We start from the raw sequence: 12255 nt of genomic DNA, 5'->3' as shown, positions 1-12255 counted from the left end.
AAAAAGAAATCCCTTCTGCGTACAGGCATTCCTTTATGCTGCAAAAGTAAGATTATGCCCGAATATCACGGGCTGTCGCAAAGAATGATTTTATTTAGTGGAAGCGTCTTTGATTTCCTCGCATAATTCCACGAGTACTCCCTGTGTGGACTTGGGATGGAGGAAACAAATCCGTTTGTTGTCAGCACCTTTTTTCGGCACGGGGTTGATTAGTTCGAAACCTTTGGCCTGATAGTTTTTAATTCCCTCTTCAATATTTTTCACTTCAAATGCCAGATGATGAATTCCTTCCCCGCGCTTTTCAATAAATTTTGCAATGGGCGAATCTTCGCGCGTGGCTTCCAGCAATTCGATTTTTACGCCCGAAAGTTCAAAGAAAGAAGTTCGCACGCCTTCCGAGGCAACTTCTTCAATTTTGTAGTGTTCGCGGCCCAGCAGGGCTGCAAATAACTTGTTGGCTTGTTCAATGTTTTTAACGGCTACGCCAATGTGCTCCAGTTTTTCCATAATTGTTACCTTTGTAGTTTCAAAGAAGAAACTTTTTGCCACAATCGGAAGTTTAGCCTTTGAAACTTTAAGGGAATAGCCGCTTTAAATGGACATATTTTCGGCATTTTGTGATTGTTGGTAAAGGAACGATCACGCGTTTAATAACAAATACTTAAATCCTATTTCGAAATGATACAGGTAACAGATAAAGCTAAAGCCAGACTGGTGGCGCTTCGCACAGAAGAAGGCAGAACAGATAACCATAACGTTCGTGTTTCTGTGAAAGGTGGTGGATGTTCAGGTTTGATGTACGACCTAGGGTTTGATGATCAGATAAATCCTGCAGATCAGGTTTTTGAAGACAAGGGCATCAAAATTCTTGTGGACAAAAAAAGCCTGCTATACCTGCTGGGCACTACGCTTGATTTTACCGATGGCTTAAATGGTAAAGGATTTCAATTCATCAACCCAAATGCAAGCCGTACCTGCGGATGTGGTGAAAGTTTTGCCGTATAGCATTCAAACGCTTAAACTATAATTCGTGAAATATTTAGCGGTTGTTGTTGCTTTGTTATGCGGTGCGGCCATGCCTTACAACGTGAGGGCTCAGCGCACGGATAGCAAAGCAATAAACGCTGATCAGCCGCTCACCGCTATTGTCTTCCTGGCAACAGATTGTCCGATAAGTCAGAAATATATCGGAGAGTTAAAACATATCGATAGTCTCTTCCACACCAAAATATCCATAAAAGGTGTTGTTCCCGGAAACGTTAAGCAGGAAGAGATCAACCAGTTTATCAGCGAGTATCAAATTAATTTTCCCGTTGTAACCGATGCCGATTATAAACTGGTAAAGAAGTATCACGCCACCATAACGCCAGAAGTTTTCTTAATCAACGATCGCAATCACATTTATTATCAGGGTGCCATCGACAACTGGTTTTTTGATCTTGGTAAATACCGCCAACACGTTACGGAACACTATCTGATCGATGCGATCAAAGCCGTGCAGGAGGGACAATCTCCGGTTGTGAAAAAGACGGAGAGCGTAGGGTGCCCGATACAAAAAACTGTTTCTAAAAAATCTACCCCGAAGACGTCAGATTTATAACCCAAACCCTCCTGATCTACAGTTTAATCCGCCAATAATTTCCTACTTTTGCATTCCTAAATTTTTGAGGAGCAGACGGGAATGGAAAACATCCGCAATTTTTGCATAATAGCCCATATCGACCACGGTAAAAGCACGCTGGCTGACCGCCTGCTTGAGTTTACGGGCACATTGAACGAACGCCAGATGGAAGCCCAGGTACTGGACAACATGGATCTGGAAAAAGAAAAGGGAATCACCATCAAGGCGCACGCTATCCAGATGAACTACAAACTGGATGGTAAGGAATATATTCTGAACCTGATTGACACTCCGGGCCACGTTGACTTCTCGTACGAAGTTTCGCGTTCCATCGCAGCCTGCGAAGGTGCACTTTTGATTGTGGATGCCAGTCAGGGTATTGAAGCGCAAACTATTTCGAATTTATACCTGGCGCTGGAGCACGATCTTGAAATTATTCCGGTATTGAATAAGATCGATCTTCCGCACGCTATGCCGGAAGAAGTAACGGATGAAATTGTTGACCTCATCGGTTGCAAACGCGAAGACGTTATTCACGCCAGTGCCAAAGAAGGTAAAGGTATAGAAGATATACTCAAGGCAGTTGTACATCGTGTAAGAGCACCGAAGGGTAATCCGAATGGTTCACTTCAGGCAATGATCTTTGACTCCGTGTTCAATTCATTCCGCGGTATTGAAATATACTTCCGCGTGTTCAACGGTTCGATCCGAAAAGGGGACAGAATCAAATTTGTGAGCACCGGGCAAGAATATAATGCTGACGAGATCGGTGTACTGAAACTCGATAAGCAACCTAAAAATGAAATAGGCGTAGGTAACGTAGGGTACCTGATATCCGGTATAAAAGTAGCCAGCGAAGTGCATGTTGGTGATACAATCACGAGTATAGTAAACCCTGCAGAATCAGTAAAAGGCTTCGAGCAGGTTAAGCCGATGGTATTTGCCGGTATATATCCGGTGGAGACTTCGGAGTTTGAAGAACTTCGTGATGCCATGGAGAAGCTTCAGTTGAACGATGCTTCGTTGGTATGGGAGCTTGAAACATCGGCTGCGTTAGGCTTTGGTTTCCGCTGCGGTTTCCTCGGCATGCTGCACATGGAAATTATACAGGAGCGTTTGGAGCGTGAGTTCAACATGACGGTAATTACAACCGTGCCTTCTGTACAATTCAAAGCATATCTTACAGATGGTTCAGAGATCAGCATCAACGCTCCTTCAGAGATGCCTGACCCTACCAGACTTGACAGAATAGAAGAGCCTTTTATCAAAGCTCAGATCATTTCGAAAGCAGAATATATAGGTCCGATCATTACGCTGTGTATGGATAAGCGTGGTATCATCAAGAACCAGAATTATCTTACTACCGATCGCGTAGAGATGTCGTTTGAAATGCCGTTGTCAGAAATTGTATTCGACTTCTTCGATAAACTCAAATCTATATCACGCGGATATGCTTCCCTTGATTATCATCTCATCGGCTTCCGTGAGTCAGACATGGTAAAGCTGGATGTGATGTTGAACGGTGATAAGGTAGATGCATTAAGCGCTATCGTTCACCGTGGCAAGTCGCATGATTGGGGAAGAAAGCTTTGCGAGAAACTCAAAGAACTTATACCACGCCACATGTTTGAAGTGGCAATTCAGGCTGCTATAGGACAGAAGATTGTAGCACGCGAAACCATCAGTGCCATACGCAAGAACGTAATCGCGAAATGTTACGGTGGTGATATATCGCGTAAACGTAAACTTTTGGAGAAGCAGAAGAAAGGTAAGAAACGCATGCGCCAGATCGGAACCGTGGAAGTTCCGCAGGAAGCGTTTATGGCTGTTTTAAAGATCGATTAATATTCAGATATAGTATAAATGCAGGACACCGTACAGACATCCTATACGCTTATTGATGGCAAGAAGGTAGCGATCGACATCAAAAATGAAATTGCACAGAAAGTAGCCGAACGCAAAGAGGCAGGCAAGAAAGTGCCGCACTTGGCAATTATTCTGGTAGGCGATGATGGTGCCAGTCAGACGTATGTCGACAATAAAGTAAAGGCCTGTAAATCGGTTGGCTTTCATTATACCATGATGCGCTTTGCTGATACCATCAGCGAAGAAAAATTACTCAAGCACATCGATCATGTTAATAACGATGATGATGTAGATGGCTTCATCGTTCAGCTTCCGTTACCTCCACATATATCCGTAGAGCGCGTAACAGAAAAAATACGCTCCGATAAAGATGTGGATGGATTTACCAATCACAACTTCGGAAGTATAATTTCAAAGAAACCTTTACTCATGCCCGCTACTCCGTTTGGAGTAATGGAATTGTTGCGCAGGTATAACATTGAAACAGAAGGTAAACATGCTGTAGTAGTAGGGGCGAGCCGCATAACCGGAGCTCCGCTCAGTATGATGCTGACAGAAATAGGACATGCTACGGTAACGATTTGTCATAAGTACACCAAAGACCTGGCAACCTTTACACGCGCAGCCGATATACTGTTGGTTGCTGTTGGTAAACCAGGTCTGATAACCGCTGACATGGTAAAAGAAGGCGCTGTGGTAATAGATATAGGTACAACACGCGTGGAAGGTCCGGAGTATCCGAAAGGCTGGGCTATAAAAGGCGATGTTGATTTTAAGGCAGTAGCTCCCAAGGCATCCTATATTACACCTGTTCCGGGTGGAGTCGGACCGATGACCATTGCTTCGCTGTTGTTCAATACGCTCCGCGCTACAGAACTGCAGAATCCATAGTATATATTTCCATCGGGCTGATGCCCAACGCCCATGCCGGAAACAATAAACGAAACGAAACCGCTAGCACTTCCTCTAATGGAAGACTTTTATACCATTCAGGGCGAAGGGTATTATCAGGGCTCGGCTGCGTATTTTCTTCGGTTGGGAGGATGCGATGTGGGGTGTGTTTGGTGTGATGTAAAAGAATCGTGGGATGCTCTGGCCCATCCGTTGGTTAATGTGAAAGAGATGGCTTCACGCGTTAAAGCGAGCGGCACTCCCATTGCCGTTATTACCGGGGGCGAGCCCGTTATGTACGATCTTACCGCGCTCACAAAAGCTATAAAAGATACAGGCGTTCGAACGCATATTGAGACATCAGGAGTGTATCCGTTAACCGGCACTTGGGACTGGGTTTGCTTCTCTCCCAAGAAATTCAAGAATCCGGATCCGACTATATTTGATAAAGCGGATGAGCTCAAAGTAATTATATATAACAAAAGTGATTTCAGTTGGGCAGAAGGATTTGCATCCAAAGTTCGTTCGTCATGCCAGTTATATCTTCAACCGGAGTGGTCGAAAGAAAAAGAAATGCTGCCGCTGATCATCGATTATGTAAAGGCACATCCGCAATGGCAGGTGTCGTTACAGGTACACAAGTACATGAATATTCCGTAAGATGACTTTAGCAACGTTCATCGATACAATGAATACATGGGGACAGAATAAAGTCCCTTTTTTGTTTATGGTGGATTTCGAAATGGAGCAACCCATCATAAAAAAGCTGGATGAGATTGATAGCAGCACACTTCTATATGATATCAATGGCTTCTCGAATACATCAGCCGCTTCTCGAAAAGTGTCGGGGCGTATCGATATATCTCCAATCTCGTTTGAAATCTATAAAAAGAAATTCGACCTGGTATACGATCGGTTGGCGTATGGGGATTCATTTCTCACAAACCTTACTGTAAAAACTCCGATTACACTATATAGTTCACTAGAGGATTTATTTTATCAGAGTCGGGCCCGGTATAAAATCTGGATGAAAGACGAGCTCCTGGTATTTTCCCCGGAAACGTTTATCCAGGTAAAAGGGAAGAAAATTTTTTCGTACCCGATGAAGGGCACTATTGACGCCTCGTATCCGAACGCCCACGAAGTAATTCTGAGTAACCGAAAAGAAGAAGCAGAACATACAACCATTGTGGATTTGATCCGGAATGATCTCAGTCAGGTAGCCATGCATGTAAACGTAAATCGTTTTCGCTATATTGAAGAAATAAAAACCAGTAACAAGAACTTGTTGCAGGTGAGCTCTGAAATTGTTGGTGATCTGCCAGACGATTACCGATCAACGTTGGGTGATATACTCGTAAAGTTACTTCCGGCAGGTTCCATCAGCGGAGCTCCCAAAACTAAAACGGTAGAAATTATACAGCAAGCCGAGCAGGAGAAGCGCGGATATTATACGGGTGTTGTGGGATATTTCGATGGCGAAGACCTGGATTGTGGAGTAATGATTCGTTTCATTGAAAAAAAGAACGGCACATTTTTTTACCGGAGTGGTGGTGGAATAACAACACAAAGTATAGCGGAGGCAGAGTATCAGGAAACCATAGATAAAGTATATGTCCCTGTTGATTGAATCAATAAAATTATTGGACGGAACATTTTACAACCTATCGCATCATGAGCAGCGCATGAATCGTTCGTTGAAATCACTTTGTGGCGTTCACGATCATGTTGATCTGGAAGTACTCCTTTCGAAAGTAGACGTTCCGACTCAGGGGCTTTTTAAATGCCGCATTGTATACGATGATACTTCGCGTGAAATCGAATTTCAACCGTATCAATATAAAAAGATACAAAGTCTGCGTGTGGTAGAGCACGATCGAATCCATTACGAATTCAAGTATACCGACCGGAAACTGATAAACCGGTTGTATGAGCTTCGTAAGGATTGTGATGACATACTGATTGTAAGACGTGGGTTTGTTACCGACTCATCGTACTCGAACATTGTGTTCAGAAAAAATAATCACTGGGTTACACCATGGTCTGCTTTGTTGAAAGGTACGCAGCGGCAGAAGTTGCTGGATCAGAATATTATTCAGGAAGATGATATCCGGTTGGAGGACATCCGTACGTTTCAGTCTTTTAAACTCATCAACGCCATGTTTGAATTTGACGGAGATGAGATTGATGTATCCAACATAGTTTTTTAGTTTTAGGCAGGAATCATTTTTGTAAATAGCATTCTGCCTGTTAATGAACACTGCTTCAATGAAACGCCTTTTCTTTTTTTTCTTTACACTGTTTGCATTATCTGCTACAGCCCAGGTACAACTTAGCACCAAGTCTAAAAAGGCGATAGAATTTTATACACAAGCCGATAACTATCGGGTACGCGGACAATTCAGTCAGGCAATAAGTTTACTAAATCAGGCGATCGAGAAAGACTATAATTTTGTGGAGGCTTACTACCGTCTCGGACTCGTGTATTTGAACATGAAGAGTTATCCGGATGCACTGAAGAATTTTGAAAAGGGATTGAGCCTGACAAACGACCTGCGTAAACAAAAAGTATTTTGGTATGATATGGGCGAGGCCTATATGTCTATAGGAGAATACGAGAAGGCAATGAAGGTGCTGAGCGCTTTTGTCAATAACGAGACACAAAATAAACAGAAGGCCGATCGTGCTGCTTCATTATTCAAAAGTGCAGAGTTTGCTTTCAAGAATAAAGACAATGCGTCAGCGTATAAGCAAAAGCCATTGAGCGATACGGTGAATAGTTTTCCTATGCAATACTTTCCGGTGCTCACGGCAGATCAGCAGCAATTGATTTTTACACGGAGAATAAGCAACGATCCGAATGCAGATGAAGATCTGGTGGTATCCAAAAAGAATTCGCAAGGCCGATGGATGACTCCGGTTTCTATTTCTAAAAATATCAACACCCGCTTGAACGAAGGCACGTGTGCTATATCTGCAGACGGCCGTAACCTGATCTTTACATCGTGTATAGGTCGCGAAGGTTTTGGTAGTTGTGATTTGTTTGAAAGTAAAAAGATAGGCGATGATTGGACAGAGCCGAAGAACCTCGGTCCTAATGTAAATACAGGCGCATGGGAATCGCAGCCAACGCTTTCTGCAGATGGCCGAACGCTATATTTCGTTTCCGATAGGAGGGCTGGACTCGGTCGGAGAGATATATGGGTATCAACACAGGACGAATTTGGAAAATGGACAAAAGCAATTAATGCCGGCAAACCGATAAACTCTGCTTTTGATGAGATCTCACCATTCATTCACGCGAACAATAAGACACTATATTTTGCTTCAAACGGTCTGCCTGGTTTTGGTGGTTACGATTTATACTCGGTAGAGAAAGATTCCACAGGATGGACCGCTCCTAAAAATATAGGGGCACCGATTAACAATCACGATGATCAGTTCTCTTTGTTTATTACTGCTGACGGGAAGAAGGGGTACTATTCACATGAAGAAATTGTAAGTCCAGGTTCCACCAGGAGCAGAATATTTGAATTACAGATTCCGGAGGAAAGCCAGGTAAAATATAGGAGTAATTATGTAACGGGTATTGTTCGCGATAAGAAGACAAGGCAAGTGTTATCTGCAGATATAGAGCTCATCAACATCTCAAAGAACCATACAGAATCGTTGGTGAAATCTGATTCTGTCAGTGGCGAATACCTCATCGTGTTAACACAAGGTGCAGACTATGCTTTGTACGTTAATAAAAAACAATACTTGTTCAAGAGTCTTCACTTTAACTATAAAGAGTCCTTCGATTTCCAGCCGATCGTATTGGATATAGATTTGGAGAAAGCATCTATAGGATCGACCGTTATACTAAATAATATTTTCTTCGACCTTGATAAATATGAACTAAAGGACAATTCCATCACGGAGCTCAAAAAAATAATTCGCTTCCTCACAGAAAATCCAAAGATCAGAGTTGAAATTGGAGGGCACACCGATAACTTAGGATCGGCATCGTATAACAAGCAGCTTTCCGAAAAACGTGCATCAGCCGTTTACAATTACCTTACCGCGAACGGCATTGAGAAGAGTAGGCTTACGCCCAAAGGGTATGGTCCTGATCAACCCATTTCACCTAACGACACAGAAGCGTCACGCCAGCTTAATCGAAGAATTGAATTCAAGATCATCAAGTGATCAGCTTTAGTCTTCGACCTCTTATAATAATCAATTTTTTCAAGGGAAAACGTGCATAGCCGCTCCGGCATTGCGAACGTATTATTGAGGGCAACATACACCAAAATGGTAGGGTTTTGGTCCGGAAATTCTCACCTGTCAAAGAAGAGCCCGGTATGAATTGAACTCATATCACGAAGTTATTACTATCTGTTTCTCACCCAATTCCATGCAATGTTTTAACCGATTGTTTAAACATCTTTTAAATACTAACAACAATTAGGGCAATCATTTAAAATAACCTCAATAGAGGTATTTTTTTGATATGAAAATACTAAATTTTGAGGTACTCACCTTTCGTGAGTTATTATTTTGTTATAAGTTTGATCGCGTATTTAAATTTTCATTAACCTAAATTTTACAGTATGAAGAGAATTCTACTCGTATGCTTAACAGCGGTGTTTGCATTCGCCAGTAGCGAATTGTGGGCACAGGAGCGAACGGTCTCCGGTCGGGTTACCTCTGCAGAAGACGGATCAGGTCTTCCGGGGGTAAACGTTGTAGTTAAAGGTACCACTATCGGAACCGTAACCGACATTGACGGAAAATATTCCGTTACTGTTCCTGCCGGCAACGGTACATTAGTTTTCACATTTATAGGCTTGACTACTCAAGAGATTGAGATCGGTGATCGAAGCTCGATTGATGTTCCTATGAGTCAAGATGCTAAACAGCTCAACGAAGTTGTTGTAACTGCCTTGGGTATATCCAGAGAGAAGGAATCAATTGGTTATTCAGTTACTCAGGTGGGTGGAGAAGATCTTAGCCAGGTAAACCAGACGAACGTAGTTAACTCTCTTTCAGGAAGAGTAGCAGGTGTTCAGGTTACTGGAGCTAGTGGTAACATGGGTGGTTCCTCACGAGTAACGATCCGCGGTATCAACTCTATAACTGGTAACAACTCTCCTTTGTTTGTTGTAGATGGTATCATCATCAACAACAGCGACTATAACTCTGTAAACACTGCGCGCGGTGCGGGTGGTTACGACTATGGTAACTTAGCACAAGATATCAACCCTGAAGATATAGCTTCTGTATCTGTACTGAAAGGTCCAAACGCAGCAGCGCTTTATGGTTCACGCGGTGCGAACGGTGTAATCATGATCACAACTAAAAAAGGGTCCAGAAAAGGTCTTGGTGTAAAAATCAATTCAGGTGTATCATTTGATAAAATCTTTATCCTTCCTAAGTATCAGAGATTATATGGCGGTGGTATAGCAGTGCCAGATGCAGATGGTGGTGTACAAGGTTTTACACAACAGAACATCAACGGAACAGACTATCTTATCGTAGACTATGCGACAGATGAAAGCTGGGGCCCTCGCTACAATGGTCAGCAAGTATTGCACTGGAACTCATTCGATTCTTGGGACACTCAAAACTATTTGAAACCAAGAGAGTGGAAAGCTCCGGACAACGATGTAAGATCATTCTTTAACACTGGTGTAACTGTTACAAACAACGTTGAACTTACAGGTGGTGATGAGAACTCAGGATTCAGACTGTCTTATACAAGAATGGATCTGAAAGGCTATATGCCGAACAGTAAACTTGATCGTAACACAATCAATTTTAGCGGTAATACAAAATTAGGTAAAGTAGTAGAAGCCTTTACAAATTTCAATTATGTGAAGAACGAAGCTACCGGAAGACCTTCAACTGGTTATGACGATAACAACATCATGCAAAAGTTCAACCAGTGGGGCCAGCGTCAGTTGGATATGGAAGAGATGAAGGCTTACAAAAATCCTGACGGATCACAGCGTACCTGGAACCGTGTTTCATGGGATGATGCGACTCCTAACTATTCAGATAACCCGTATTGGACACGTTATGAAAACTATCAGAATGATACTCGCAACCGTTTCTACGGAAATGTTGGAGCTCAGGTAACATTAACAAACTGGTTGAAAGTTAAGACAACCGTTAACGCAGATTATTATAATCTGCGCGAGATGGAACGTGTAGCGATAGGATCTCAGGCACAACCTAAATATTACGAAGGTCTGAGAGAATTCCTCGAAACTAACGCTGAAGTGTTATTCCTTTTCAATAAGAAAATAGGACAAGACTTCGACCTCGTTGGTAACTTGGGTGGTAACAGAATGGATCAGTCTTACAGCTCTAACCTTGCTCAAACACAAGGTGGATTGGTACTGCCAAACTTCTATAACCTGAGCAACGCTGTTTCTGGTGTTGCTGTTACTGACTACGACAGAAAGAAAAGAATCAACAGCTTGTACGGTAGCTTTAACATCGGCTATAAGAATACATTGTATTTGGAATTGATGGGAAGAAATGACTGGTCTTCAGCGCTGACACCTCCATCAGGCGGAACAAACTCTGATAACTCTTATTTCTATCCAGCGGTAAATACAAGCTTCGTGTTTACAAACATGCCGGCACTTAATTCACTCGGTTGGTTGAATGAAGGTAAAGTGAGAGCAGGTTGGGCTAAAGTTGGTAACGATACTGACGCTTATAACAACAACCTGATCTACAAAGCTGACTTGAATGACGATGGTTATCCATATACATTCGGTGGTATTCCTTTGTATGGTGTATCTAACACGAAGAACAACCCAGACCTGCAGCCAGAAGATATTACTTCTTTTGAAGTAGGTACACAATTGGGCTTCTTTAACAATCGCGTTGGTTTGGACTTCACTTACTATACTAAGAAGTCTACAAACCTGATCCTTCCATTGCAAGTATCAGGGGCTACCGGTGTGAGTTATGTATATGTTAACTCAGCTGAAATGACCAACAAAGGTTTTGAAGTAATGTTAACAGGAACTCCGGTTAAAATGGAGAACGGACTTCAGTGGGACATTGCTATCAACTGGTCTAAGAACGAGAACGAGATCACCAAACTATACGAAGATCTTAAAACCTATAGCTTGACCAATGCACCGTTCTCTGTAACATTGAATGCTATGGTGGGTGAATCTTATGGTTCAATACGTGGAACAGACTTCCTGTATGATTCGGAGGGAAATAAAGTTGTTAATGCAAATGGTCGTTACAGAGCATCTGCTATTAAAACAATTGGTAACATCCTTCCTGATTGGACCGGTGGTATAACTAACACACTCCGCTTTAAAGGCATTGAGCTTTCTGCTTTGATTGACATCAGACATGGCGGTGAGTTCTTCTCAACAACACACATGTGGGGAACTTATAGCGGTATCCTGGAAAGAACAGCTGCTAACAATATTCGTGAAGACGGTATCGTAGTAGACGGTGCAGTAGTGCAACTTGTTAACGGAGCTCCGGTTGTAAACGAAGATGGAACAGTTCAGACTTCTGGTCCTAACACAACAACAATCTCAGCAGTACGTTGGGCTGCCGATCACTATAGCGGTCCTGCAAAACAAAACGTATTTGATGCCAGCTATGTAAAACTGAGAGAAGTACGCATCGGTTATACTATACCTTCAAGATTTACAGGTCCAATCAAAAATGTAAGAGTATCTGCTTACGGACGTAACCTTGCTATATGGGGATCTGATGCAACAGACTTTACTGATCCTGAAAATACCACAAGCTCTGGAAACGTTCAGGGTATAGAAGGTGGTGCGTTACCAAGTTTAAGAACTTTCGGTTTCAACGTTAGCCTCGGTTTATAATCATTAACCCAAACTCTAAAA

General features: G+C 42.5%; 10 protein-coding genes. 9 read left to right on the top strand and 1 reads right to left on the bottom strand.

The features are described 5' to 3' along the window. Positions 1-90 precede the first annotated feature (90 nt). On the bottom strand, positions 91-507 hold the full coding sequence (gene mce, locus ACFQ21_RS20815; RefSeq protein ID WP_377582114.1) for a methylmalonyl-CoA epimerase: 417 nt from the start codon (positions 505-507) through the stop codon (positions 91-93). 171 nt (positions 508-678) lie between these two features. On the opposite strand from mce, the gene ACFQ21_RS20810 reads away from it, so the two are divergent. From ACFQ21_RS20810 to ACFQ21_RS20770, 9 genes are all read left to right on the top strand, one after another. Next, positions 679-1005 (top strand): HesB/IscA family protein, encoded by a 327-nt coding sequence (locus ACFQ21_RS20810; protein WP_377582111.1) that lies wholly within the window; start codon positions 679-681, stop codon positions 1003-1005. A 25-nt stretch (positions 1006-1030) separates the two neighbouring features. Then, on the top strand, positions 1031-1600 hold the full coding sequence (locus tag ACFQ21_RS20805; RefSeq protein WP_377582108.1) for a redoxin domain-containing protein: 570 nt from the start codon (positions 1031-1033) through the stop codon (positions 1598-1600). A gap of 81 nt (positions 1601-1681) precedes the next feature. Beyond that, a complete protein-coding gene (lepA, locus tag ACFQ21_RS20800) occupies positions 1682-3466 on the top strand; it encodes a translation elongation factor 4 (protein ID WP_377582105.1) in 1785 nt (594 codons plus the stop codon). A gap of 18 nt (positions 3467-3484) precedes the next feature. Continuing rightward, positions 3485-4378: a bifunctional 5,10-methylenetetrahydrofolate dehydrogenase/5,10-methenyltetrahydrofolate cyclohydrolase gene (locus tag ACFQ21_RS20795; protein WP_377582102.1), complete on the top strand. Its 894-nt coding sequence runs from the start codon at positions 3485-3487 to the stop codon at positions 4376-4378. Between the two features lie 78 nt (positions 4379-4456). Then, complete coding sequence (locus tag ACFQ21_RS20790; protein ID WP_377582099.1) at positions 4457-5038, top strand: 7-carboxy-7-deazaguanine synthase QueE; 582 nt, start codon at positions 4457-4459, stop codon at positions 5036-5038. A gap of 1 nt (position 5039) precedes the next feature. Then, positions 5040-6008, top strand: a complete 969-nt coding sequence (locus ACFQ21_RS20785) for an aminodeoxychorismate synthase component I (RefSeq protein ID WP_377582097.1) — start codon at positions 5040-5042, stop codon at positions 6006-6008. After that, entirely contained in the window at positions 5992-6588 is a 597-nt protein-coding gene (locus ACFQ21_RS20780; RefSeq protein WP_377582095.1) for an aminotransferase class IV, read from the top strand. Before ACFQ21_RS20785 ends, ACFQ21_RS20780 begins: the two co-directional genes overlap by 17 nt. Positions 6589-6646: 58 nt before the next feature. Beyond that, complete coding sequence (locus ACFQ21_RS20775; RefSeq protein ID WP_377582092.1) at positions 6647-8566, top strand: OmpA family protein; 1920 nt, start codon at positions 6647-6649, stop codon at positions 8564-8566. Between the two features lie 404 nt (positions 8567-8970). Next, on the top strand, positions 8971-12234 hold the full coding sequence (locus ACFQ21_RS20770) for a SusC/RagA family TonB-linked outer membrane protein (protein ID WP_377582090.1): 3264 nt from the start codon (positions 8971-8973) through the stop codon (positions 12232-12234). The last annotated feature ends 21 nt before the right edge of the window (positions 12235-12255 follow it).

Source organism: Ohtaekwangia kribbensis (assembly GCF_042676245.1).
GTDB lineage: Bacteria > Bacteroidota > Bacteroidia > Cytophagales > Cyclobacteriaceae > Ohtaekwangia > Ohtaekwangia kribbensis.
The sequence above is the reverse complement of the archived record's forward strand: the minus strand, read 5'-3'. Positions and strand labels throughout refer to the sequence as shown.

Coding starts and splice junctions, on each gene's coding strand:
- lepA (WP_377582105.1), top strand. CDS start 1,682: ATGGAAAACATCCGCAATTTTTGCATAATAGCCCATATCGACCACGGT.
- ACFQ21_RS20795 (WP_377582102.1), top strand. CDS start 3,485: ATGCAGGACACCGTACAGACATCCTATACGCTTATTGATGGCAAGAAG.
- ACFQ21_RS20790 (WP_377582099.1), top strand. CDS start 4,457: ATGGAAGACTTTTATACCATTCAGGGCGAAGGGTATTATCAGGGCTCG.
- mce (WP_377582114.1), bottom strand. CDS start 507: ATGGAAAAACTGGAGCACATTGGCGTAGCCGTTAAAAACATTGAACAA.
- ACFQ21_RS20775 (WP_377582092.1), top strand. CDS start 6,647: ATGAAACGCCTTTTCTTTTTTTTCTTTACACTGTTTGCATTATCTGCT.
- ACFQ21_RS20770 (WP_377582090.1), top strand. CDS start 8,971: ATGAAGAGAATTCTACTCGTATGCTTAACAGCGGTGTTTGCATTCGCC.
- ACFQ21_RS20785 (WP_377582097.1), top strand. CDS start 5,040: ATGACTTTAGCAACGTTCATCGATACAATGAATACATGGGGACAGAAT.
- ACFQ21_RS20810 (WP_377582111.1), top strand. CDS start 679: ATGATACAGGTAACAGATAAAGCTAAAGCCAGACTGGTGGCGCTTCGC.
- ACFQ21_RS20780 (WP_377582095.1), top strand. CDS start 5,992: ATGTCCCTGTTGATTGAATCAATAAAATTATTGGACGGAACATTTTAC.